Origin of the sequence: Methyloversatilis universalis FAM5 (genome assembly GCF_000214035.2) — a bacterium.
Lineage (GTDB): Bacteria > Pseudomonadota > Gammaproteobacteria > Burkholderiales > Rhodocyclaceae > Methyloversatilis > Methyloversatilis universalis.
Map to the genome: position 1 here is coordinate 140481 of NZ_AFHG01000036.1, position 23862 is coordinate 164342.

The window sequence follows — 23862 nt, forward strand, 5'->3', positions numbered from 1 at the left end:
CAGTCAACCGAAGAGGCGATTGATATCGTTGTAGAAGGCGAACGCCATGAGCATCAGCAGGATGGCGAGACCCACCTGTTGCCCGATTTCCATGACCCGCTCGGAAACCGGACCGCCCTTCAAAAACTCGATCGTATAGTACATCAAGTGTCCGCCGTCCAGCAGCGGGATGGGCAGCAGGTTGAGCACGCCCAGACTGATGCTGATGAGGGCGATGAACTTGATGTAGTGGGTCGGCCCCATGGCCGCGGACTGCCCTGCGTAGTCGGCGATGGTGACCGGTCCGCTCAGGTTGCGCCACGACAGTTCGCCGGTCAGCATGCGGCCGAAAGCCTTGAGGCTGAATGCGGCGGTATCCCAGGTCTGGGAGACGGCCAGGCCGAGCGCATCGAGCACGCCGTGCCTCACCTCGACGAACAGCCGGTCGCGCAGCGTCGGATCCGGGGTCGGGCCGATGCCCAGCCGGCCGAAGCGCTGACCGCCCTCTTCCACCGTGGCCACTTCGGCCTGCAGTTCGATCTCGCGGCCGTCGCGCAGCAGCCGCACCGGCACGGTCCGGCCGGCCAGTTCGCGCACGACCTTCACCATGTCACCCCAGTCGTCCAGCGGCTTGCCGTCTATCGCCAGCACCCGGTCCCCGACCCGCACACCCGCCTTTTCAGCGGCACCGCCGTCGGTGAGCGTGCCGACCACGGTCGGCATGCGCGGCCGGTAGGGCATCAGGCCGACGCGCTCCATCAGCGTGGCATCGACATCGCCGCCGACGCCCGACAGATCGATCCGGCGGACGTTGATTTCGTGCGCCTCGTTGATGGTTTCGACCGTCAGGGTGCGCCGCTCCACCGCCGCCCGGGCTACATGCCAGCGCAGATCCTGGGACGACAGGATGTCCTCGCCATCGACCTTGCGCACCAGATCACCATCCGTCACTCCTGCCTGCGCAGCGGGTGTGCCGACCGCCGGCGCCGCCAGCAGCGGACGGGGCTCTTCCATGCCGTACATGAACAGACCCCAGTACACGACGATGGCGAGCAGGAAATTCGCGATCGGACCGGCCGCGACGATGGCGAAGCGGCGGCCGATGGACTGCCTGTTGAAGGCGCGGTGCAGTTCGTGCGCGGCCACCTCGCCCTCGCGCTCGTCCAGCATCTTCACGTAGCCACCGAGCGGAAAAACCGCCAGCGCCCACTCGGTCTGGTCAGGGCCAGCCCGGCGCGACCACAGCGCACGGCCGAAGCCGATCGAGAAACGCAGCACCTTCACGCCGCACAGCCGGGCCACGCTGTAGTGCCCCAGTTCGTGCACGGTGATCAGGATGCCCAGCGCCAGTGCGAAGGCGCCGATGTAGAAAGGCAGGTTCACGCGACCGCTCGCTCCGACACGATGCGGGTGGCCAGCGCACGCGCTTCGGCGTCGGCGGCAAACACCTGTTCGAGGGTGTCGGCCGGGCGACCCGGCAGCTGATCGAGGGTATGGGCAATCACATCGGCTATGGCACGGAATCCGAGCCGGTGTTCCAGGAAGGCGGCCACCGCCACTTCGTTGGCGGCGTTCAGCACCGCTGGTGTGCCGCCGCCCGCCTTCAGCGCGTCAAAAGCCAGCTTGAGGCAGGGGAAACGCTCGAAATCCGGGCGCTCGAACACCAGATCGGCCGACGCCGCAAGATCGAGCGGACTGACGCCGGAGTCGATGCGCTCCGGCCAGGCCAGCGCGTGGGCGATCGGCGTGCGCATGTCCGGATTGCCCATCTGGGCCAGCACCGATCCATCCACATACTCGACCATGGAATGCACGATGCTCTGCGGGTGGATGACCACGTCAATGCGGTCCGCCGGCGTGTCGAACAGCCAGCGCGCCTCGATCACTTCCAGCCCCTTGTTCATCATGGTGGCCGAATCGACCGAAATCTTGCGGCCCATGTCCCAGTTCGGATGGGCGCAGGCCTGTTCCGGCGTGACATTCGCCAGATCGGCGATGGGCGTGCGACGGAACGGCCCGCCGGAGGCGGTCAGCAGGATGCGGCGCACTCCGCGGTGATGCTGGGACGGCAGGCACTGGAAGACGGCGTTGTGCTCGCTGTCGATCGGCAGCAGCGTGGCGCGGTGGGTTGCCACTTCGCGCATGAAGAGGTCGCCGGTCATGACCAGCGCCTCCTTGTTCGCCAGCAGTACGCGCTTGCCGCCACGGGCGGCGGCGAGCGCCGGACGCAGGCCGGCGGCGCCAACGATGGCTGCCATCACGGCATCGACCTCGGGCAGCGCGGCAATGGCTTCCAGTGCCTCGACGCCGTGCAGCACTTCGGTCGCCACCTTGCCGGCGATCCGCCCGGCCACCAGCGCCGCCGCAGCGGCATCGGCGACCACCGCGTAACGCGGCGCGAACTGCAGGCACTGATCCGCCAGCCGCTCGATCTGGCGGTGGCCGGACAGCGCGACGATTTCAAAGCGGTCCGGATGACGGGCCACCACGTCCAGCGTGCTGACGCCGATGGAGCCGGTTGCGCCCAGTACGGTCAGTCTCTGCATCAGTGCAGTGTTCCGGAATTCAGGGTAAGCAGGTAGAGGCCGATCAGCGGCAGCGTCGCGGTCAGGCTGTCCACCCGGTCGAGCACGCCGCCGTGACCGGGCAGCAGCTGGCTGCTGTCCTTCATGCCGGCCTGGCGCTTGAGCATGGATTCGAACAGATCTCCGACGACGCTGACCGCGGTCAGCAGCAGCAGCACACCCGCCCAGACCGCGACGGACGGCAGCACCAGACCGCTGTCGGCCAGCAGCGGCCGGATCGCGAAACCGTAGACCTGAACCGCCACGGCACCGCCGAATGCGCCTTCCCAGGTCTTGCCCGGGCTGATCGACGGCGCCAGCTTGTGACGGCCGAGGGCGCGGCCGCTGAAATAGGCGGCGATGTCGGCAATCCACACCACCGCCATCAGCAGCAGCAGCGGCAGCACGCCGACCGCGCGCAGCTGTATCAGCGCCAGCGCCGGCGGCAGCAGCACGATGAAACCGGTCAGGCCATGCACCAGCGCGGTCGGACGTGCGGCGCGCGACATCCAGGCCGGTACCGTGAACAGCCAGAACAGCACCGCCACGCCGTGCAGCGCGGTCAGGCGCCCGACCGCGCCGGCGCGGACGCCGTCCGGGCCGAACGTCCACTGGGCGCTGAGCGCAACCACCGCAAACGCGAGCACACCGGCGATGCGGGCAGGCATCGGACCGGCACCGCCCAGCCGCGCCCATTCCCAGCCGGCGAAACCGAGCACGACGGCCACCAGCCAGGACCAGGCGGCGAGATCCATCAGCGCGAGGGCAGCCGACAGCCCGACCAGCAGCACGATGGCGGTGATGACCCGCTGCTTAAGCATGCTGGCCGGCCGAAGCGGCCTGGACCTGTTCGCTGGTGCGCCCGAAACGGCGCTCCCGCTGCTGGTAGGAGGCGATCGCGTCGTCGATGGCGGCGCCGTTGAATTCGGGCCACAGGCTGTCGGTGAAATACAGCTCGGTGTAGGCGAGCTGCCACAGCAGGAAGTTGCTGATGCGCTTTTCGCCGCCGGTACGGATGAACAGGTCGGGCTCCGGCGCGAAAGCCATCGACAGGTGCGGTTCCAGCTCCTGTTCGGTGAACGGACCGCGATGGTCCGGCCGCGCTTTCAGCATGCGCTCCATCGCCTGCAGGATGTCCCAGCGACCGCCATAGTTGGCGGCGATGGTGAGGTTCAGGCGGGTGTTCTGCGCGGTCGTCGCCTCCGCGTTGCGGATCAGCTCGACCAGACGCGGCTCGAACCGGCTGAGATCGCCGATCACACGCAAGCGGATGCCGTTCTGGTGCAGGCGCGACACCTCGTCCTCGAGGGCACGCACGAAAAGCTGCATCAGGAAATTGACCTCTTCCGCCGGCCGGCGCCAGTTCTCGGAACTGAAGGCGAACAGCGTCAGGTGGCTGACACCCAGCTCGGCACAGCGCGACACCACCGCACGCACCGCCTCGACACCCTTGCGGTGACCGGCCACGCGCGGCATGAAGCGGCGCCTCGCCCAGCGGCCGTTGCCATCCATGATGATGGCGATGTGCCGCGGAATGTCGCGGGTGCCGTTCGATGAAGACAAGATAAGGACACCCGGCCTCAGACGGCCATCAGATCCTGTTCTTTCTGGGCCAGCTGCTTGTCGACCTCGGCGATGTAGCGGTCGGTAAGCTTCTGTACATCGTCCTGGGCGCGACGTTCGTCGTCCTCGGAAATTTCCTTGTTCTTCACCGCATCCTTGAGCGCGTTGTTCGCGTCACGACGCAGGTTGCGGACCGCGACCCGGGCGTTTTCAGCCTCGCCGCGCACCACCTTGATGAGTTCCTTGCGACGCTCTTCGGTCAGCGGCGGCATCGGCACGCGCACGATGTCACCCATGGCGGACGGATTCAGGCCCAGGTCGGAATCGCGGATGGCCTTCTCGACCACCGAGAGCATCTTCTTTTCCCACGGCTGCACGCCGATGGCGCGCGCGTCGATCAGGGTCACGTTGGCAACCTGGGACAGCGGCACCAGCGAGCCGTAATAATCGACCTGGATGTGGTCGAGGATGCCGGTGTGCGCACGGCCGGTGCGCACCTTGCCGAAGTCGGTCTTGAGCGACTCCAGCGTCTTCTGCATCTTCTGTTCGGTGTTCTTCTTCAACTCGGGGATCATCACTCGCCTCTTGTTTGAAGTGCGGCCGTTGCGCAACGGCCCGTCTGCCGGCCGGGCTGCACCGCCCGGCGGGACTCAGATATGGACCAGCGTGCCTTCGTCTTCGCCGAGTACCACGCGCTTGAGCGCGCCCGGCTTGAAGATGCTGAACACCTTGATCGGCAGCTGCTGGTCGCGGCACAGCGCCAGCGCGGTGGCGTCCATCACCTTCAGATCGCGGCTGATCGCCTCGTCGAAACTGATGCGGTCGTAGCGGGTCGCGCTCTTGTCCTTCATCGGATCAGCACTGTACACGCCATCGACCTTGGTCGCCTTCAGCACCACTTCGGCCTCGATCTCGCGGCCGCGCAGCGCCGCTGCGGTGTCGGTGGTGAAGAAAGGATTGCCGGTGCCCGCCGCGAAAATGACCACCTTGCCCTCTTCGAGGTAGCGGATGGACTTGCCACGGATATAGAACTCGACCACCGGCTCGATGCTGAGCGCCGACTGCACGCGCGCGGCCACGCCGGCCTGACGCATCGCGTCGCCCAGCGCGAGCGCGTTCATCACGGTCGCCAGCATGCCCATGTAGTCGGCCGTGGCGCGGTCCATGCCGGCCGCGCCCCCCGCCACACCGCGGAAGATGTTGCCTCCGCCGATCACGACCCCCACTTCCACGCCCAGCGCGCGGATTTCGGCAATTTCGGCGACGATGCGTGCAAGCATGTCGCGGCTGATGCCGTAGTCGTCGTCGCCCATGAGGGCTTCGCCCGACAGCTTCAGAAGGATGCGGCGATAGGCAACAGTCATGCAGGCTCCCTGGTGTTGACCGATCAGGCCTTGGCGGCAGCGGCAGCGGCTGCCTGGGCGGCCACTTCGGCGGCGAAGTCGGTGGTCTTCTTCTCGATGCCCTCGCCGACCACGTACAGCGTGAAGGAAGCAATCTTCGCAGACTTTGCCTTCAGCAGCTGTTCGATGGTCTGCTTGCCGTCTTCGGCCTTTACGAAGACCTGACCGAGCAGCGTCACTTCCTTCAGATACTTCTGGACCGAGCCTTCGGCGATCTTGGCGATCATCTCTTCCGGCTTGCCGGCTTCGCGCGCCTTCTCGACCGCAACGCGGCGCTCGGCTTCGATCAGATCGGCCGGCACGCCGGTCGAATCCAGCGACTTCGGCTTGGAGGCAGCGATGTGCATCGCCAGATCCTTGGCCAGCGCCTCTTCGCCGCCGACCACATCGACCAGCACGCCGATCTTCGAACCGCCGTGCACGTAGCTGGCCACCTTGCCTTCGGCCTGCACGCGGGTGAAGCGGCGGATGGTCATGTTCTCGCCGATCTTGCCGACCAGTGCGGAACGGGTCGATTCGACCGTGCCTTCGCCGAACGGCAGCGCCGACAGCGCGTCGACGTCGGCCGGATTGTTCTCGGCCACCAGCTTGGCGCAGCCATTGACCAGCGCCAGGAAGTCGTCGTTCTTGGCCACGAAGTCGGTTTCGCAGTTCACTTCGACCATGGCGGCGGTCTTGCCGTCAGCCGCCAGGAACAGACCCACCACGCCTTCAGCGGTCACACGGGCGGCAGCCTTGCTCGCCTTGTTGCCCAGCTTCACGCGGAGGATTTCTTCAGCCTTCGCCAGGTCGCCGCCCGCTTCGGTCAGCGCCTTCTTGCATTCCATCATCGGCGCGTCGGTCTTTTCGCGCAGTTCCTTGACCATACCTGCGGTGATTTCCGCCATGCTCATTCCTGCCTATGTTTGCAATTCAGTGAAAAACGGTGCTCTGAAACAGTTGCGGGCGCCGTGGCGCCCGCATCGATCGATCAGGCCTGCTGCTCGCCTTCGACCTCGACGAACTCGTCGTCGGACTTCAGCTGCGCCACCAGTTCGGCAGCCGCGCTGTTGCGGCCTTCGAGGATGGCATCGGCCACGCCGGAGGCGTACAGGCGGATCGCGCGGCTCGAATCGTCGTTGCCCGGGATGACGTAATCAACGCCGTTCGGCGAGTGATTGGTATCGACCACGGCCACAACCGGGATGCCCAGCTTGTTGGCTTCGGTGATGGCGATCTTGTGGTAGCCGACGTCGATCACAAACAGCGCGTCCGGCAGGCCAGCCATGTCCTTGATGCCGCCGATGCTCTTCTGCAGCTTGACCAGCTCGCGCTGCAGCACCAGGGCTTCCTTCTTCGGCATGCGTTCCATCGAGCCATCTTCGACCATGGCTTCCAGGTCCTTCAGGCGCTTGACCGACAGCTTCAGGGTCTTGAAGTTGGTCAGCATGCCGCCGAGCCAGCGCTCGTCGACATAGGGCACGCCGGCGCGCTGCGCTTCTTCGGCCACGATTTCGCGGGCCTGACGCTTGGTGCCGACCATCAGGATGGTGCCCTTGTTGGCCGACATGCGGCGCAGGAAGGTCATCGCCTCGTTGTACTTGGCGACCGTCTTCTCGAGGTTGATGATGTGGATCTTGTTGCGATGGCCGAAGATGAAGGGGGCCATCTTGGGGTTCCAGAAGCGGGTCTGGTGACCGAAATGGACACCGGCTTCCAGCATTTCGCGCATGGACACGGACATTCGAGATACTCCGAACAGGGTTTGACCTCCGCCCGGCCGTGTTCGCAGCCCCGTCCGGAGCCGCGCACCCTATCGGTTACGTCGCCGCGCTGAGCGCGATGACACCGGGCGTGTGGATTTGCCTGACGCCTCCGCACCGGAAGCTGAAATCAGACAGCCCATGATTCTAGCAGCCGCAATGCAACAAACTCAAGTCAGGCGGATGACGGCCGTTTGCCGGGCGGAAGCGCTTCCGCTAACCTCCTGTCCCTCGGAATACCCAGGAAGAGCCCCTTTTCATGAGCGTCACCATCAAGACAGCGGAAGAAATCGAAAGCATGCGCGTGGCGTGCCGACTGGCCTCGGAAGTGCTCGACTACATCGGGCCCCATGTCCAGCCGGGCGTGACCACGGCGGAAATCGACCGCCTGTGCCATGACTACATGGTGAACGTGCAGCAGACCATTCCGGCGCCGCTGAACTACGCGCCGCCCGGCTACAGCCCCTATCCGAAGTCGATCTGCACCTCGGTCAACCACGTGGTATGTCACGGCGTGCCGGCCGAACGCGCGCTGAAGAAGGGCGACATCGTCAATCTGGACATCACGGTCATCAAGGACGGCTTCCACGGTGACACCAGCCGCATGTTCATCGTCGGCGGCGAAACCACCAAGCAGGCCGCCCGCCTGTGCAGCATCACCTACGAATGCCTGTGGCTGGGCATTTCGAAGGTGAAGCCGGGCGCACGACTGGGCGATATCGGGCACGCGATCCAGCGCCACGCCGAAAGCAACGGCTTCTCGGTGGTGCGCGAGTTCTGCGGCCATGGCATCGGCCGCAAGTTCCACGAAGAGCCGCAGGTGCTGCACTACGGCAAGCCGAATACCGGCATGGAACTGAAGGAAGGCATGATCTTCACCATCGAGCCGATGATCAACGCCGGCCGGGCTGCGGTGTCCGAACTGCCGGACGGCTGGACCATCGTCACCCGCGACCGCAGCCTGTCCGCCCAGTGGGAGCACACGGTACTGGTGACCGCCGACGGCTTCGAGGTACTGACCGTTTCTGCGGGCAGCCCGCCGCCTGCCGACTTCGGCGACAGCGCACGGGCCGCCTGAGGCATGAGCGCAGTGCCGGAACAGGACGCCCTGCGCACGCTGGTCACCACGCTGCGTGGCGAACTGACCGCCACCCAGCAGGCACTGCGCACGCGCTTCGAACAGGACGGCAACAGCCAGCGCATCCTCGCCGGCCGCGCCCGCGCGGTCGATCAGGCGCTGCGCCGTCTGTGGAGCGCGGTCGGCATTCCGCGTTCGGCCGCGCTGGTCGCGGTCGGCGGCTACGGCCGCGGCGAGCTCTATCCCGCCTCGGACGTCGATGTGCTGTTCCTGCTGCCGGCAGACACCGCGCCCGGCGTGGACGCCCGGCTTGAACAGCTGGTCGGGCTGCTGTGGGATATCGGCCTGGACATCGGCCACAGCGTGCGTACCGTGGCGCAGTGCCTGGACGAGGCGGCACGGGACATCACGGTCGAAACAACGCTGCTCGAGGCCCGCCTGCTGGCCGGTTCGCGCCGGCTGTTCGGCGACCTGCGCGACACGCTGGCCGAACAGCGCGACCCGCAGGCCTTCTTCAAGGCCAAGCGACTGGAACAGGACGAACGTCACCAGCGCTATCACGAAACGCCGTACAGCCTCGAACCCAACTGCAAGGAAAGTCCGGGCGGCCTGCGCGACCTGCAGGTGATCCAGTGGATCGCCCGTGCCAGCCAGCTCGGCGCGAGCTGGCGCGAACTGGCGGCGCGCGGGCTGATCACGTCGGAAGAAGCGCGCCAGCTATCGCGGGTCGAACGCTTCATGCGCGACACCCGGGTGCGGCTGCACCTGATCGCGCGCCGGCGCGAGGACCGCATCATCTTCGACCATCAGGAAGCGCTGGCCGCCGCCTTCGGCCTGACCGCCACCCCGACCCGCCGGGCGTCCGAAGTGCTGATGCAGCACTACTATCGCAGTGCCAAGACCATCACGCAGCTGAACACCATCCTGCTGCAGAACATTTCGGCGGCGCTGTTCCCGGTCGAGGACGGCGCCACACACCCGCTCAATGAACGCTTCCAGTCCAGCCGCGAACTCCTGGACGTGGTGGACGAACACGTGTTCGAGCGCGAACCCAGTGCACTGCTCGAATGCTTCACGCTGCTGCAGCGGCACAGCGAACTGAAAGGCATGACCGCGCGCACGCTGCGGGCGCTGTGGCGCGCGCGGCGGCTGATCGACGCGAAATTCCGGCGCGATCCGAAGAACCGCGCGCTCTTCCTGTCTCTGTTCCAGCAGACCCGCGGCCTGGTGCATGAAATCCGGCGGATGAACCAGTACGGCATCCTCGGTCGCTACCTGCCGGCTTTCGGCCGCATCGTCGGCCAGATGCAGCACGACCTGTTCCACGTGTACACCGTGGATCAGCACATTCTGCAGGTGATGCGCAACGTGCGCCGTTTCACCATGTCAGAGCACGCCCACGAGTACCCGCTGCTGTCGCGCCTGATCACCGGCTTCGAGCGCCGCTGGCTGCTCTATCTGTCGGCGCTGTTCCACGACATCGCCAAGGGCCGGGGCGGCGACCACTCGCAGCTGGGCATGCGCGATGCGCGGATGTTCTGCCGCCAGCACGGCCTGAGCCGCGAGGACACCGATCTGGTGGTGTTCCTGGTCGAACATCACCTGTCGATGTCCACCGTGGCGCAGAAGCAGGATCTGTCGGATCCGGACGTGATCCGCGATTTCGCCCGTCTGGTGAAGACCGAACGCCGGCTGACCGCGCTCTACATCCTGACCCACGCAGACATCCGCGGCACCAGCCCCAAGGTCTGGAATGCCTGGCGCGGCAAGCTGCTGGAAGACCTCTACCTGTCGGCACTCCGTCAGCTGAAGGGGGAAGGCATCCACGCCACCGACAGTTCCGACCGCCAGCAGGACGCCCGCCACCTGCTGCGCTATTTCGGTCTGCGCGAGGGCATCGAGCAGGAGTTCTGGACCCGGCTCGACACCGTCTATTTCATGCGCCACGAGCCGGACGAGATCGCCTGGCATACCCGCATGCTCTACTTCCAGGCCGATGCCACCGTGCCGGTGGTGAAGGCACGACCCAATCAGGTCGGCGACGGCCTGCAGGTCATGGTGTACGCGCCGGACCAGATCGATCTGTTCGTGCGCCTGTGCGGCTTCTTCGGCCGGCTGGGCTACAGCATCGCCGACGCCAAGATCCACACCACGAACGACGGCCACGCGCTCGACAGCTTCGTGCTGCTCGACCCGAACCGCCACCTCAATTCGCGCGACATGATCGCGCTGATCGAGACCGGTCTGGTGGAACGCCTGCAGTCGGAGCAGCCGGCCGATCAGCCGGTGGCCGGCCGGCTGTCACGCGAGGTCCGGCATTTCCCGATCACGCCTGAAATCGTGATCAAGCCGGACGAGCGGCGACAGCACCACATCATGCACGTCACCGCGGCGGACCGCCCCGGCCTGCTTTATTCGGTCGCGCGCGTGCTGGCGGCCCACCACATCCGCCTGCATACCGCCAAGATCACCACGCTGGGCGAACGGGCCGAGGACGTGTTCCTGATTTCCGGCGAAGAGCTGGGCAACAGCAGCACGCTGATCCGGCTGGAGCAGGAACTGCTGGGCGAACTGGCCGTATCCTGATCGCCCGGCCGACCCCAGCCGGGCGCGGTTTCGACTATGCTCCGAACGGGTATGGCGGGGGCCGCTTCCACGCCATCGACATTCCCAAGACATCCGCCTCTCGACCTGAAACGTGAGCCCGATCAGCCCCGCATCCAGCCGCTTCAACGCCACCGACCGCATGCGCCCCGCCCTGGTGGCGCTGCTGACAGCGCTGATCGGCCTGCTGCTGACCGCCTACATCGTGAACAGCCAGGCGTCCGCGGTCAGCGCACGCGAGCGGGCCGCGATCGCGGCCGAAGCGGGGCAGATACGCGCCCGGCTGGAAAGCGAAATCAACAGCGCCGCCCATCTGTCGCTCGGACTGGTCAGCTACATCGCGGCCAATCCGGATTTCAGTCGCGACGCCTTCACCCGCGTGGCCGAACGGATGCTGTCATACGGCCGGCATGTGCGGAACATTTCCGTCGCACCGGACAACGTCGTCCGCTACGTCTATCCGTTGGCGGGCAATGAGGCCGCGATCGATCTGGAATACGCGCGGGTACCCGAGCAGCGCGCCAGCGTCGAACGCATGATCGCGACGCGCCGCTTCGTGCTGGCCGGTCCGCTGAACCTGGTGCAGGGCGGCATCGGTCTCATCAACCGCTTTCCGGTCTTTCTGCCGGCACGCGACGGCACACCTGAACGGTACTGGGGTCTGGTGTCCGTGGTACTGCGCTTCGACTCGCTGCTGTCGGCGAGCGGCCTGACCTCGCGTGCCGACGGCATACGCTATGCCATCCGCGGCCGGGACGGACTGGGTGCAGAAGGGGCGGTAATCTACGGTGACGAGCGTCTGTTCGAGGCCAATCCGGTCACGCTGGATGTAGTGCTGCCGGATCAGGCGCGCTGGCAGCTCGCGGCGATTCCGACCCGCGGCTGGCGCAGCCCGTATCAGGACCCGCAGGTACTGGGGCTGGCACTGGCCGGTGGCGCCCTTTCGCTTGCGGTCGCCGCCCTGCTCTACCTGCGTCAGCAGCACCTGCAGCGCCTGCAGGCGCGCGACCGCGAACTGTCGCTGGCCGCCAGCGTGATCGAAAGTCTGAACGAAGCCATCATGGTGACCGACGCCGACGATCGCGTGGTGACGGTGAACCCGGCGTTCTGCGCGCTAACCGGCGTGTCCGCCCGCGACGTGATCGGGCGTGCGGCGGCCGTCGTCACCGGCTGCCCCTACAGCGAAGAAACGCGCGACAGCTTTCTGCAGCGCGTGGCCGCCGAAGGACTGTGGCATGGCGAAGTCGAGGACCACAGGGTCGATGGCGAACGCTATCCGAAATCGCTGTCCATCTATCCGGTCCGCGCCGCCACCGACCGGGTGAGTCACTACGTGCATTCCTTTGCCGACATCAGCGAGCGCAAGGAAGCCGAGCGGCAGATCCATCACCTGGCCCACCACGACATGCTGACCGGGCTGCCCAACCGCTTCTCGCTGCAGCAGCGCATGGAACAGGCGATGTCGCACGCCCGTCGCCACGGCACGCTGCTGGCGGCGCTGATGATAGACATGGACCACTTCAAGGACATCAACGACACGCTCGGGCATCACGTCGGCGATGCGCTGCTGGTCGAGGTGGGCAAGCGTCTCCATCGCTGCGTGCGGCAGAGCGACGTGGTGGCGCGGCTGGGCGGCGACGAGTTCGTCGTGCTGGTGACCGACATGGTGACCACGCTGACCGCGGCCGCGGTGGCCGAGAAGATCGTGACCGCGCTGTCCGCGCCGTACGCGATCGATGCCTATCAGCTGCACTCCACCCCCAGCGTCGGCATCGGCGTGTTTCCGACCGACGGCGAAACCGTGGACGACCTGCTGCGCAATGTCGACAGCGCGATGTATCACGCCAAGGCGGCGGGCCGGAACAACTACCAGTTCTTCGACCGCAGCATGTCAGCCAACGCCAGCGAGCGGCTGGCACTGCAGACCAGCCTGCACCAGGCCATCGCGCAGCAGCAGTTCGTGCTTCACTACCAGCCGCAGATCGAGACCGGCAGCGGGCGTCTGGTCGGCGTGGAGGTGCTGGTGCGCTGGCAGCACCCGGAGCGCGGCCTGGTGCCGCCGAACAAGTTCATTCCGATCGCCGAGGAAAGCGATCTCATCATCCGGCTCGGCGAGTGGATCCTGCAGGAAGCGTGTCGCCAGCTCAGCCTGTGGCACGCAGGCGGACTGGAGCTGCGGGTGGCGGTCAATCTGTCGGCGCGACAGCTGCGGTCGAAAAATCTGCTGCGCCAGGTGAAGGACGTGGTGCTGAAACACAACCTTCAGCCCGGGCAGCTCGAACTCGAAATCACCGAGAGCGTGGCCATGGAGGATGCCGACAACACGCTGCGCATGCTGGCGCAGCTGCGCGAACTCGGCGTCGAACTGGCGATCGACGATTTCGGCACCGGCTATTCCTCACTCAGCCATCTGAAACTGATGCCGCTGCACCGGCTGAAGATAGACCGTTCATTCGTGAAGGACATCGAAACCGATCCGGACGACGCCGCGATCTGTGCCGCGACCATCAGCCTGGCCCACAATCTCGGCCTGAGCGTGGTGGCGGAAGGAGTGGAAACCGAGGCGCAGTTCGCCTTCCTTGGCAATCTGGGGTGCGAATGTGCCCAGGGCTTCCTGTTCAGCAAACCGCTGCCGGCCGCCGAGCTCGAGGCATGGATACGCGCCCGCGGCCAGATGCCTCAGTCGTCGCCGCCGGTCATGCCGGGAAACAGCACGTCGGTGTAGCCGAAGCGCGAGAAGTCGCGTACCCGCATCGGATACAGCACGCCGTCCAGGTGGTCGCACTCGTGCTGTACCACCCGCGCGTGAAAGCCCTGCACGACGCGATCAATCGGCACGCCATGCTGATCGAAGCCGCGGTAATGCAGGCGCTGATGGCGCGGCACGACGCCGCGCAGGCCGGGCACCGACAGGCAGCCTTCCCAGCCGTCTTCCATCTCGTTGCCCATCGGTTCGAGCACCGGATTGACCAGCACGGTGAAGGGCACGACAGGCGCGTCCGGATAGCGTGCCGGCGGCAGGCCGCCGAAAATCACCACCCGCAGGTCCACGCCGATCTGCGGCGCGGCCAGGCCGGCGCCGTCAGCCGCCTCCATGGTGTCGATCAGATCGCGCACCAGCGCGTCGAGTTCGACCGTATTGAAGCGGTCGACCGGACGCGACACCCGCAGCAGCCGCGGATCCCCCATGCGCAGGATGTCGCGGATCACGGGCACACCCCTTCTTCGCACAGGCGTTCGAGCAGATGGCGTACCCGCATCATCGCCTCCTGAAGCATGGCCTCGATCGCCGACATTTCGATGCCGTGCGCGGAGGCGCCGCGCCCCGCCGCATGATTCACGACCACGTTGAGCGCCGCATAGGCCAGGCCGGCCTCGCGCGCGAGCACGGCTTCCGGCATGCCGGTCATGCCGACCACGTCGGCACCGTCGCGCTCCATGCGGTTGATTTCGGCGGCGGTTTCCAGACGGGGACCCTGGGTCGCGGCATAGACCGCCCCATCGACCACCGCCTCGCCGGCCAGCCGCGCCGCCTCGAGCAGACGGCGACGCAGATCGAAGTCATAGGGCTCGGTGAAATCGATGTGCTTGACCTGGCCGTCGTGGCCGTCGAAGAAGGTCGAATGACGCCCCCAGGTGTAATCGATGATCTGGTCCGGGACCACCAGACTGCCGGGCGCCAGATCCGCACGTATGCCGCCGACCGACGCCACCGAAATGACCTTGCCGGCGCCGGCATTGCGCAATGCCGCGATATTCGCGCGGTAATTCACCCGGTGCGGCGGAATCGTGTGACCGTAGCCGTGGCGGGCGATGAACACCAGTTCGCGACCGCCCAGACGGCCGAAGGTGAGCGGACCTGACGGTTCGCCGTAGGGCGTGCGCACCACTTCGCGCCGCGTGACATCCAGATTGGCGAGCTGTGTCAGCCCGCTTCCGCCGATGATGGCCAGCATCTTGCGTCGAGTTCCGTGTGTGGATTGAGAGCCAGGCAGTCTATCAGCCGGGCTAGCTCACCCGATACATCAGCAGCAAGCGCGGCATGCTAAACTCGCGTGTTTATCTTTTGCGCCGCACCATTCCCATGTCCCGCTCCATACGCAACATCGCCATCATCGCGCACGTCGATCATGGCAAGACCACGCTGGTTGACCAGCTGCTGCGCCAATCCGGCACCTTCGCATCGCACCAGCAGGTGTCCGAGCGGGTCATGGATTCCGGCGATATCGAAAAAGAACGCGGCATCACGATTCTCGCGAAGAACTGCGCGATCGAATACGAAGGCACGCACATCAATATCGTCGACACCCCGGGCCACGCCGACTTCGGCGGCGAGGTCGAGCGCGTGCTGTCCATGGTCGATTCGGTGCTGCTGCTGGTGGACGCGCAGGAAGGTCCGATGCCGCAGACCCGCTTCGTCACCCGCAAGGCGCTGGCGCAGGGCCTCAAGCCCATCGTGGTCGTAAACAAGATCGACCGGCCGGGCGCGCGTCCGGACTGGGTGATCAACCACACGTTCGACCTGTTCGACAAGCTCGGCGCCACCGACGAACAGCTCGACTTCCCGGTCATCTACGCCTCAGGCCTGAACGGCTTCGCGGTCGAGAACCTCGAGGACGAGCGCAAGGACATGCGTCCGCTGTTCGAGGCCATCCTGAAGCACGTGCCGCAGCCCGAGGTCGACGAGGAAGCGCCGCTTCAGCTGCAGATCTGTTCGCTCGACTATTCGACCTACATCGGTCAGCTCGGTATCGGCCGCATCAAGCGCGGCCGCATCAAGCCGAACCAGGAAGTGGTGGTCTATTACGGCGAAGAGAACCGCGGCAAGGCCAAGGTCGGCCAGGTGCTTACCTTCAAGGGCCTGGACCGCACGCAGGCCGACTCCGCCAGCGCCGGCGACATCGTGCTGGTGTCCGGCATCGAGCAGGTCAATATCGGCGTCACCATCTGCGATCCGGAAGCGCCGGAACCGATGAAGCCGATCGCGGTGGACGAGCCGACGCTGACCATGAACTTCATGGTGAATGGCTCACCGCTGGCCGGCCGCGAAGGCAAGTTCGTCACCAGCCGCCAGATCCGCGAGCGCCTGGAAAAGGAACTGCTGAAGAACGTGGCGCTGCGCGTCGAATACACCAACGACTCCGACGTGTTCCTGGTGTCGGGTCGCGGCGAACTGCACCTCACCATCCTGCTGGAAAACATGCGTCGCGAAGGCTATGAACTGGCGGTCGGCCGCCCGCGCGTGGTGTTCAAGGACATTGACGGCGTGAAGTGCGAGCCGTACGAAATGCTCACCGTGGACGTCGAGGAAGGCCACCAGGGCGGCGTGATGGAAGAGCTGGGCCGCCGCCGGGGCGAAATGACCGACATGCAGCCGGACGGCAAGGGCCGCGTGCGCATCGAGTACCGCATTCCGGCACGTGGCCTGATCGGCTTCCAGGGCGAATTCCTGACGCTGACCCGCGGCACCGGTCTGGCCAGCCACGTGTTCGACGACTACGGCCCGATGGCCGGCCCGATGTCGGAACGTCGCAACGGCGTGCTCATCTCGCAGAACGACGGCGAAGCGGTGGCCTACGCGCTGTGGAACCTGCAGGATCGCGGCCGCATGTTCGTCAATCCGGGCGATGTGCTGTACGAGGGCATGATCATCGGCATCCACTCGCGCGACAACGATCTGGTGGTGAACCCGATCAAGGGCAAGCAGCTGACCAACGTGCGCGCTTCGGGTACCGACGAAGCGGTGCGTCTGATTCCGCCCATCGCGCTGACGCTGGAATCGGCGATCGAATTCATCGCCGACGACGAACTGGTCGAAATCACGCCGAAGAACATCCGCCTGCGCAAGCGTCACCTGAAGGAACACGAGCGCAAGCGCGCACTGCGCGACGAAGCCTGATCGTCACTGTTCCCGTGACAGAAAGGGGCACCTTCGGGTGCCCTTTTTTCGTTTGCGCGGTCGGTGGCGGAAATATTTCATGTCACACCGCGACCCGCCCTAAAGGAGTGGATCACCACGGCCGTATTTCGCGCTTGTGTCCGGGCCCCAGCACACGCCCCTGACTCGCGCAGTCGCATTGCATCTGAAAACTCGAATCAATAAACAGAACGGAGCAATCGGGATATGGCCCGCTTCAACAGTGTGCGCAGCAAACTTGTGGTGCTCAGCCTGATCGGCACCATCGGCATGGTCGTGGTGCTGGTTTTCGGACTGATGTCGGAATACGGCAACGTCGCGACCGACCGCGAAATCAAGACCCGCCATCTGGTCGAATCCACCCACGCGCTGATCGCGCACTACCAGCAGCAGGAAGCAGCCGGCGCACTCACCCGCGAACAGGCGCAGCAGGCGGCGCTGGCCGCGGTGAAGTCGCTGCGCTACGACGGCCGCGAGTACTTCTGGGTCAATGACATGAACGCGGTCATGCTCATGCATCCGCTCAAGCCCGAACTGGACGGCAAGTCGGTGGCCGATTTCAAGGACCCGGACGGCAAGTTCCTGTTCCGCGAATTCGTCGACGTCGTGCGCACGCAGAAGGCCGGCTTCGTCCACTACCAGTGGCCGCGTCCGGGCGCGGAAACGCCGCAGCCCAAGCTGTCCTACGTCAAAGGCTTCGAGCCCTGGGGCTGGATCGTCGGCTCGGGCATCTACATCGACGACCTGCACCATGACTTCATGGCGCTCGCGCTGCGCTCCGGTCTGCTGGTGGCCGCCCTGGCCGCCCTCGCCTTCCTGCTTGCCCACCTGACCGGCCGCAGCATCCTGAAGCCGCTGCAGGCGGTGGAACACACCATGGATCAGGTGGCGATGAACCACGACCTGACCCGCCGAGCCCCGGTGGAAGGTCCGCTGGAAATCCGCAACATGGCGCAGTCCTTCAACACGATGATGAGCGGCTTCCAGGGGCTGGTACGCGACATCGGGCAGTCCTCGCAGGCGGTCGAGGCCGCGGCCCGTCAGCTGTCGGCCGCCTCGTCCTCGGTCGCCTCGGCCTCGCAGGACCAGAGCCAGTCGGCCATGGCAACCTCGGCCGCGGTGGAACAGATGAGCGGCAGCATTGCCCGCGTGTCGGACCGCGCACGCAGCACCGACAACACCGCGAGCTCGGCGGAACAGCTGGCCATGCAGGGCGCGGACGTGGTGTCACGCGCGGTGGAGGAAATGCAGCGCATCGCCGATTCGGTACAGACCTCGGCCCGCTTCATCGAAACGCTGGGCCAGCAGTCGCAGGAAATTTCCAGCATCGTGAACGTGATCCGGGAAATTTCCGACCAGACCAATCTGCTGGCGCTCAACGCCGCGATCGAAGCGGCCCGCGCCGGCGAACAGGGACGCGGCTTCGCGGTGGTGGCGGACGAGGTGCGCAAGCTGGCCGAGCGCACCGGTCAATCGACCACTGAAATATCGACCAAGATTTCGCGCATCCAGGAAGAGACCCAGCGCGCCATCGACAGCATGCAGGAGGGCAGCCGCCGGGTCGGCGAAGGCGTGGATACCGCACGCGTGGCGATGGATTCGATGGAACAGATCCGCCGCGGTGCCATCGATGTGCGCGAGGCCATACGCGACATTTCGGAGGCGCTGCAGGAACAGTCAGCCGCCAGCGCGCTGGTGAGCGGAAACATCGTCAGCATTTCGTCGACCGCCACCCGCAACAGCGGTGAGGTGATCGCCATCGCCGACGAGGCGTCCTCGCTGCAGCGGCTCGCTGCCGGTCTGCAGGCGTCGTCCGCCCGATTCAGGGTGTAAGCGGCGTGCCGGCCTGCGCCCTGAGACGGGCGTAGGCGGTCTGCAGCACGCGGGCGTCGCTGCTGGCGCGATGACGGGTGCTGCGCAGTTCTCCGGCCACGGCTTCCTTCACCGCGTGCCAGCGCGCGGCCTCGTCCTCGTTCAGCAGTTCGCGCAGGCTGCGCAGCCTGAAGCGCGGTACCCGGTCCACCTCGTCATACAGGCGGGACAGCCAGGCGTAGTCATTGCCCCAGGCATCGCTGTAGACCTCACTGCCGCGCAGCGCCTCGTCCAGCCGGCCCACCACCTCCTGCACCGGCAGACCGTGACGTTCCAGCACTTCGCGGGAAATGTGATGCACCGACTCGGCCTGCGCATCCCAGTGCTGCCAGGATCCCGCCGGGCGGACCAGGCAGCACACGGTGCGTCCGTCGGACAGCGCGCAGCCCACCTCGATCGGGTAGCTGCCGGCGCCGAAGCCGGAGGCCTCGATGTCCAGAAACACCGGCAGCGCCTCGGGCACGGCGGCGCACATGCTCAGTCCTTCAGCGCGTAGATGGCCGGCAGGTTGCGCCAGGCACCGCGCACGTCCATGCCGTAGCCGAACACGTAGCGGTCCGGCAGTTCGAGGCCGGTGAAATCGGCCCGTATCGGCTTCGGCCGGCCGATGCGCTTGTCGGAGAACACCGCGGTCAGGCAGCGTGCCGCACCCTTGGCCAAGAGGTGTTCGCGGATGGCGGCCAGCGTGATGCCCTCGTCCAGGATGTCGTCGATCACCAGCACCGTGCGCCCCACGACCGGTGTGCGCGGTTCGCTGATCCAGCGCAGCGTGCCGCCGGCGGTATCGTCGCCGTAGCGGGTGACGTGCAGATAATCGAAATCGATCGGGAAGGCCAGCTTCGGCAGCAGGTTGCCGGTGAATACCACCGCCCCGCCCATGACCGACAGCAGCAGCGGATAGCTGTCGCCGAGCGCGACCGTGATCTCGCGTGCTACCCGGTCCACCGCGGCGTCGACCTCGGCCGCGGAACAGATCAGGTCGGCGCCGTCGAGCAGCGCCTGCGCGTCGGCCAGCCTGCTCACGCGGCGTCGGCTTCGCGCGACACTTCCTGCGCGTCCATCCAGGCGGTGAAGGCGGCACCCACTTCCGGGTGCTTGCGCGCCAGCGCCACCGTGGCCTGCAGATAGCCCAGCTTGGAACCGCAGTCGTAGCGGGTGCCCTTGAACGGATAGGCGAGCACCGCCTCCTCGTTCAGCAGCGCGGCAATCGCATCGGTCAGCTGCAGTTCGCCGCCGGCGCCCGGCGTGATCGACTTCAGGTGATGGAAGATGCGCGGCGTCAGCACATAGCGACCGACTACCGCCAGCGTGGAGGGCGCCACGTCGGGCTTGGGCTTCTCGACGATGCCAGTCACGCCGTACAGACCGCCGACGTCGGCGTCGGTGCTGACGATGCCGTAACTGCCGGTCTGGCTGCGCGGCACTTGCTGCACACCCAGGATGGAGCGGCCGAAGCGGTCGAAAATGTCGGTCATCTGCTTCAGGATGGGCGGCTCGCCGTCGATCAGGTCATCGGCCAGCAGCACCGCGAACGGCTCGTCGCCAACCACCGGCTCGGCGCACAGCACCGCGTGCCCCAGCCCGAGCGGCTCGGCCTGACGGATGTAGATGCAGTTCACGTGCTTGGGCACCGTGTTGCACAGCGCCAGCAGATCATGCTTCTGCTTCATTTCGAGCTCGTGCTCGAGTTCGTAGGCCTTGTCGAAATGGTCGGCGATCGAACGCTTGGTGCGACCGGTGATGAAGATGAGATCGGTGCAGCCGGCAGCCACCGCCTCTTCGACCGCGTACTGGATCAGCGGCTTGTCGACCACCGGCAGCATTTCCTTCGGGTTGGCCTTGGTGGCGGGCAGGAAACGGCTGCCCAGGCCGGCGACCGGAAACACGGCCTTGCGTACGGATTTCATCGTTCTATTGCTCCCTGTTACCGAGCAGCGACAGCAGCCCGGATTCATCGAGGATATTAATGCCCAGTTCTTGCGCTTTTGTGAGCTTGGAACCGGCGTCCGTGCCCGCCACCACGAAATCGGTCTTTTTCGACACGCTGCCGGCCACTTTCGCACCCGCGGCCTCAAGCAAGTCCTTGGCCTGATCGCGCGACAGCGTCGGCAAGGTACCGGTGAGCACCACGGTCCTGCCGACCAGCGGCCCGCTCGCCACCTGCGCTTCGCCCTCTTCCCAGACGATGCCGCAGGCACGCAGCTGTTCGACCACTTCGCGGTTGTGCGGCTGGGCGAAGAAGGTGTGGATGCTGGCGGCCACCACCGGCCCGACGTCCGGTACCTGGGACAGTTCCTCGACAGAGGCGTCCATGATGCGATCCATGCTGCCGAGGTGTCGTGCCAGATCCTTGGCGGTCGCCTCGCCGACGTGCCGTATGCCCAGCGCGAACAGGAAGCGCCCCAGCGTGGTGCGCTTGGATTTTTCCAGCGACGCCACCAGGTTCTCGGCCGATTTCTCGGCCATGCGATCCAGCTCCGCCAGCTTGAGCACGCCCAGCCGGTACAGGTCGGGGAGCGTGCGGATCAGCCCGCCGTCCACCAGCTGCTCCACCAGCCGGTCGCCCAGGCCTTCCACGTCCATCGCACGCCGCTGCGCGAAATGCAGCACCGCCTGCTTGCGCTGCGCCGAGCAGTACAGCCCGCCGGTGCAGCGATGGTCGACCTCGCCTTCTTCCCTCACCACGTCCGAACCGCAGACCGGACAGTGGCTGGGCATGGAGAATGCACGGGCGTCCACCGGCCGTCTGTCCGAAAGCACCGACACGACTTCGGGGATGACGTCGCCTGCCCGCCGGATGACGACGGTATCGCCCACATGCACATCCTTGCGCCGGATTTCCGACTCGTTGTGCAGCGTGGCGTTGGTCACCGTGACGCCGCCGACGAACACCGGCGCCAGCCGGGCCACCGGCGTGAGCTTGCCGGTGCGTCCCACCTGCACCTCGATGTCCTGAACCGTGGTGAGCGCTTCCTGGGCCGGATACTTGTGCGCGACCGCCCAGCGCGGCTCTCGGGTCACGAAACCCATCTTTGCCTGCAGCGCGAGGCTGTTCACCTTGTAGACCACGCCGTCGATGTCGAACGGCAGCGTCGGCCTGGCCTCGGCGATGCGGGCGTGGAAGGCGGCCAGCGCCTCGCCACCGGCGCACACCGCGCGATGTTCGCTGACCGGCAGGCCGAAGGCGGCCAGCGCGTCGAGCACGCCCGCATGGGTGGCGGGCAGGTCCCAGCCGCGCACCTCGCCCAGACCATAGGCGTAGAAGGACAGCGGCCGCTTCGCGGCAATGGCCGGATCCAGCTGGCGGATGCTGCCGGCCGCGCCATTGCGCGGGTTTACCAGCGTCTTTTCGCCGGCCGCGATCGCACGGGCGTTGTAGGCGTCGAAATCATCGCGTCGCATGTACACCTCGCCGCGCACCTCCAGCACCTCGGGCAGACCGGGCGTGTCGAACAGTGAGGGCTGGCCGCTGACCGGCGGCGCGGTGAGGCGCAGCGGCACGTCGCGGATGGTGCGCACGTTCTGGGTCACGTCCTCGCCGGTCTCGCCGTCGCCGCGGGTGGCGGCCTGCACCAGCACGCCCTGCTCATAGCGCAGATTGATGGCGAGGCCGTCGAATTTCAGTTCGGCCGCATATTCGACCGGCGGCGCATCTTCAGCCAGGCCGAGTTCGCGCCGCGCCCGTGCATCGAAATTCAGCGCGCCGCTGGCTTCGGTATCGGTTTCGGTGCGGATGGACAGCATGGCCACCACGTGACGCACCGGCGCGAAGCTGTCGAGCGGCTTGCCGCCGACGCGACGGGTCGGCGAATCCGGCGTGGCCAGTTCGGGGTGTCCGGCTTCCAGCGCCTGCAGTTCGCGGAACAGCCTGTCGTATTCCGCGTCCGGAATTTCCGGCGCGTCGAGTTCGTAGTAGAGGCGGTCGTGATGGGCAATCTGCGCGCGCAGTTCCTCTGCACGCGCCCGGACGGCTGCGTCCATCAGCTGAACAGACGCCGCGACGACGGGCTGCCGGCGGCCACGCCGAACTGCGTCATGCGGGCCTGGAACTCCGCGATCTTGCCGCGGATGAGGCCGAGCGAGGCCGGCGACAGCGGCTGGCGGTTGTCATCAACCACCCGCGCACCCAGCGCGTGCGCCAGCTGTTCGGCCACCATGACCATGCGGTCGAAAGCGCGTGCGCCGTCCGGCACCGTGGGCACGTCGAGCAGCAGCGTGACGCCCGGCGTCTGCAGCGATTTCATCGTTTCCGGCGCGAACTGCGCGGCATCCTGGTTCACCAGCGTGTAGTGAGTGACGCCCGCGTCGTCGCGCGCATGGAACTGCCCGCCTTCCAGCACGAAGCCCTGGGCCTCGGCCAGGCCGCGCAGCTTGGTGCCGGAGATCGGATGGTCGCCAGCCACCAGATTGAGGCCGATCTGCACGTCGACCGAGGCGGCGAACTCGTCCAGTTCGCGTGCCCGGCCCAGCAGCTGACGCGCGTCCGGGAAATGCACCACCGCCAGGAAGCGGTCGGCCACCGCCTGCAGCGCATGCGCCAGTGCTGACAGCGACGCGTCGCTGAGCGGGCCGCGACGGTCGGCCAGCTGCACCGCCATGTCGACGCGGGTCAGCATGCCGGCAGTGTCCGGCGTCAGCGCGAGCCAGCGGCCGGCCTGCGCGTCGTGGCCACGCAGACGCAGCGCGGCGTCGACCGCGCGGGTCAGCTCTTCCCAGGTGCGGCTGAATTCGGTCGCCGCCACCGGGCTGTCGAACTCGATCACCACCTGTTCCTCGATCCGCGCGTCCAGCCAGCCGCCGGCGTCATCGGCGGCGACCGGGGTCAGGGCCGTTTCGCGGGCCGGCGGCGGCATGACCACGGTATCGTCGGCCGCGGCCTGCAGCTTCGGCTCGGTCAGCACGGCGTCGTCCTGAGCGGCGCCAAGACTGCTGCCGAGGTCGATGTCCAGCGTCGGCTCCACCCGGCGCACCGGGGCGGCCAGCGGATCGATCAGCACATCCGGCTGGGCGTCACCGAGCGCGCGCTCGGCGGTACGGCGGTGACGGCGTTCCTGCCACATGTTGTAGCCGATCACGGCACCGACGCCGAGCACGCCCAGCGCGATCAGGCCCATCTGCAGTTCAGTCAGTTGCATGAATC

20 protein-coding genes are annotated in these 23862 nt (G+C 66.4%); 5 read left to right on the forward strand and 15 right to left on the reverse strand.

The genetic code is table 11. The annotated features are described in order from the left end of the window. Positions 1–3: 3 nt before the first annotated feature. The 8 genes from rseP to rpsB form a co-directional block, all read right to left on the reverse strand. Positions 4–1362 (reverse strand): RIP metalloprotease RseP, encoded by a 1359-nt coding sequence (gene rseP / locus METUNV1_RS06320; protein ID WP_008059965.1) that lies wholly within the window; start codon positions 1360–1362, stop codon positions 4–6. Next, on the reverse strand, positions 1359–2525 hold the full coding sequence (ispC, locus tag METUNV1_RS06325) for a 1-deoxy-D-xylulose-5-phosphate reductoisomerase (protein ID WP_008059967.1): 1167 nt from the start codon (positions 2523–2525) through the stop codon (positions 1359–1361). Before ispC ends, rseP begins: the two co-directional genes overlap by 4 nt. Next, positions 2525–3364, reverse strand: coding sequence for a phosphatidate cytidylyltransferase (locus tag METUNV1_RS06330; RefSeq protein ID WP_008059969.1), 840 nt, complete (start codon positions 3362–3364; stop codon positions 2525–2527). Before METUNV1_RS06330 ends, ispC begins: the two co-directional genes overlap by 1 nt. Further along, complete coding sequence (gene uppS / locus METUNV1_RS06335) at positions 3357–4106, reverse strand: polyprenyl diphosphate synthase (RefSeq protein ID WP_008059970.1); 750 nt, start codon at positions 4104–4106, stop codon at positions 3357–3359. Before uppS ends, METUNV1_RS06330 begins: the two co-directional genes overlap by 8 nt. 17 nt (positions 4107–4123) lie before the next feature. Then, positions 4124–4681, reverse strand: coding sequence for a ribosome recycling factor (gene frr, locus METUNV1_RS06340; protein WP_008059971.1), 558 nt, complete (start codon positions 4679–4681; stop codon positions 4124–4126). A 75-nt stretch (positions 4682–4756) separates the two neighbouring features. Then, positions 4757–5470: a UMP kinase gene (pyrH, locus tag METUNV1_RS06345; protein ID WP_008059973.1), complete on the reverse strand. Its 714-nt coding sequence runs from the start codon at positions 5468–5470 to the stop codon at positions 4757–4759. Positions 5471–5493: 23 nt separating this feature from the next. Next, a complete protein-coding gene (tsf, locus tag METUNV1_RS06350; RefSeq protein WP_008059975.1) occupies positions 5494–6396 on the reverse strand; it encodes a translation elongation factor Ts in 903 nt (300 codons plus the stop codon). A gap of 83 nt (positions 6397–6479) precedes the next feature. Next, positions 6480–7232, reverse strand: coding sequence for a 30S ribosomal protein S2 (gene rpsB / locus METUNV1_RS06355; RefSeq protein WP_008059986.1), 753 nt, complete (start codon positions 7230–7232; stop codon positions 6480–6482). Between the two features lie 278 nt (positions 7233–7510). Between rpsB and map the strand changes: the two genes are divergently transcribed. The 3 genes from map to METUNV1_RS06370 all read left to right on the forward strand — a co-directional run bounded on the left by map (position 7511) and on the right by METUNV1_RS06370 (position 13658). Further along, positions 7511–8329, forward strand: coding sequence for a type I methionyl aminopeptidase (gene map / locus METUNV1_RS06360; RefSeq protein ID WP_008059987.1), 819 nt, complete (start codon positions 7511–7513; stop codon positions 8327–8329). Positions 8330–8332: 3 nt separating this feature from the next. Continuing rightward, the gene (locus METUNV1_RS06365) at positions 8333–10915 is read left to right on the forward strand and encodes a [protein-PII] uridylyltransferase (protein WP_008059988.1); all 2583 of its coding nucleotides are present in this window, start codon (positions 8333–8335) and stop codon (positions 10913–10915) included. Between the two features lie 112 nt (positions 10916–11027). Then, on the forward strand, positions 11028–13658 hold the full coding sequence (locus tag METUNV1_RS06370) for a bifunctional diguanylate cyclase/phosphodiesterase (RefSeq protein ID WP_008059989.1): 2631 nt from the start codon (positions 11028–11030) through the stop codon (positions 13656–13658). On the opposite strand, the gene def is transcribed toward METUNV1_RS06370, so the two are convergent. Continuing rightward, complete coding sequence (gene def, locus METUNV1_RS06375; protein ID WP_008059990.1) at positions 13613–14143, reverse strand: peptide deformylase; 531 nt, start codon at positions 14141–14143, stop codon at positions 13613–13615. The two genes, METUNV1_RS06370 and def, sit on opposite strands and share 46 nt — an antisense overlap. Further along, the gene (locus METUNV1_RS06380; protein WP_008059991.1) at positions 14140–14889 is read right to left on the reverse strand and encodes an S-methyl-5'-thioinosine phosphorylase; all 750 of its coding nucleotides are present in this window, start codon (positions 14887–14889) and stop codon (positions 14140–14142) included. Before METUNV1_RS06380 ends, def begins: the two co-directional genes overlap by 4 nt. A 128-nt stretch (positions 14890–15017) precedes the next feature. Here METUNV1_RS06380 and typA point away from each other — a divergent pair, with 128 nt between their 5' ends. After that, positions 15018–16832, forward strand: coding sequence for a translational GTPase TypA (gene typA, locus METUNV1_RS06385; RefSeq protein WP_008059992.1), 1815 nt, complete (start codon positions 15018–15020; stop codon positions 16830–16832). Positions 16833–17057: 225 nt separating this feature from the next. After that, the gene (locus tag METUNV1_RS06390; RefSeq protein ID WP_008059994.1) at positions 17058–18683 is read left to right on the forward strand and encodes a methyl-accepting chemotaxis protein; all 1626 of its coding nucleotides are present in this window, start codon (positions 17058–17060) and stop codon (positions 18681–18683) included. Here the strand turns inward: METUNV1_RS06390 and METUNV1_RS06395 are convergent. The 5 genes from METUNV1_RS06395 to METUNV1_RS06415 are packed head-to-tail and all read right to left on the reverse strand — an operon-like array spanning position 18673 to position 23857. Beyond that, entirely contained in the window at positions 18673–19197 is a 525-nt protein-coding gene (locus tag METUNV1_RS06395; RefSeq protein ID WP_008059995.1) for a 3'-5' exonuclease, read from the reverse strand. The genes METUNV1_RS06390 and METUNV1_RS06395 overlap by 11 nt on opposite strands. 2 nt (positions 19198–19199) lie before the next feature. Beyond that, a complete protein-coding gene (locus METUNV1_RS06400) occupies positions 19200–19745 on the reverse strand; it encodes a hypoxanthine-guanine phosphoribosyltransferase (protein WP_008059998.1) in 546 nt (181 codons plus the stop codon). Continuing rightward, the gene (galU, locus tag METUNV1_RS06405) at positions 19742–20629 is read right to left on the reverse strand and encodes a UTP--glucose-1-phosphate uridylyltransferase GalU (protein WP_008059999.1); all 888 of its coding nucleotides are present in this window, start codon (positions 20627–20629) and stop codon (positions 19742–19744) included. The genes METUNV1_RS06400 and galU overlap by 4 nt, the downstream gene beginning before the upstream one ends. Before the next feature lie 4 nt (positions 20630–20633). Then, the gene (gene ligA / locus METUNV1_RS06410) at positions 20634–22703 is read right to left on the reverse strand and encodes an NAD-dependent DNA ligase LigA (RefSeq protein ID WP_008060001.1); all 2070 of its coding nucleotides are present in this window, start codon (positions 22701–22703) and stop codon (positions 20634–20636) included. Then, positions 22703–23857 (reverse strand): cell division protein ZipA, encoded by a 1155-nt coding sequence (locus tag METUNV1_RS06415; protein WP_008060003.1) that lies wholly within the window; start codon positions 23855–23857, stop codon positions 22703–22705. Before METUNV1_RS06415 ends, ligA begins: the two co-directional genes overlap by 1 nt. Between the last annotated feature and the right edge of the window lie 5 nt (positions 23858–23862).

Excerpts from the sequence above, each read along its gene's own strand:
- ispC (WP_008059967.1), bottom strand. The coding sequence starts at position 2,525 with ATGCAGAGACTGACCGTACTGGGCGCAACCGGCTCCATCGGCGTCAGC.
- METUNV1_RS06330 (WP_008059969.1), bottom strand. The coding sequence starts at position 3,364 with ATGCTTAAGCAGCGGGTCATCACCGCCATCGTGCTGCTGGTCGGGCTG.
- frr (WP_008059971.1), bottom strand. The coding sequence starts at position 4,681 with ATGATCCCCGAGTTGAAGAAGAACACCGAACAGAAGATGCAGAAGACG.
- pyrH (WP_008059973.1), bottom strand. The coding sequence starts at position 5,470 with ATGACTGTTGCCTATCGCCGCATCCTTCTGAAGCTGTCGGGCGAAGCC.
- tsf (WP_008059975.1), bottom strand. The coding sequence starts at position 6,396 with ATGGCGGAAATCACCGCAGGTATGGTCAAGGAACTGCGCGAAAAGACC.
- rpsB (WP_008059986.1), bottom strand. The coding sequence starts at position 7,232 with ATGTCCGTGTCCATGCGCGAAATGCTGGAAGCCGGTGTCCATTTCGGT.
- map (WP_008059987.1), top strand. The coding sequence starts at position 7,511 with ATGAGCGTCACCATCAAGACAGCGGAAGAAATCGAAAGCATGCGCGTG.
- METUNV1_RS06365 (WP_008059988.1), top strand. The coding sequence starts at position 8,333 with ATGAGCGCAGTGCCGGAACAGGACGCCCTGCGCACGCTGGTCACCACG.
- METUNV1_RS06380 (WP_008059991.1), bottom strand. The coding sequence starts at position 14,889 with ATGCTGGCCATCATCGGCGGAAGCGGGCTGACACAGCTCGCCAATCTG.
- typA (WP_008059992.1), top strand. The coding sequence starts at position 15,018 with ATGTCCCGCTCCATACGCAACATCGCCATCATCGCGCACGTCGATCAT.
- METUNV1_RS06390 (WP_008059994.1), top strand. The coding sequence starts at position 17,058 with ATGGCCCGCTTCAACAGTGTGCGCAGCAAACTTGTGGTGCTCAGCCTG.
- METUNV1_RS06395 (WP_008059995.1), bottom strand. The coding sequence starts at position 19,197 with ATGTGCGCCGCCGTGCCCGAGGCGCTGCCGGTGTTTCTGGACATCGAG.
- galU (WP_008059999.1), bottom strand. The coding sequence starts at position 20,629 with ATGAAATCCGTACGCAAGGCCGTGTTTCCGGTCGCCGGCCTGGGCAGC.
- ligA (WP_008060001.1), bottom strand. The coding sequence starts at position 22,703 with ATGGACGCAGCCGTCCGGGCGCGTGCAGAGGAACTGCGCGCGCAGATT.
- METUNV1_RS06415 (WP_008060003.1), bottom strand. The coding sequence starts at position 23,857 with ATGCAACTGACTGAACTGCAGATGGGCCTGATCGCGCTGGGCGTGCTC.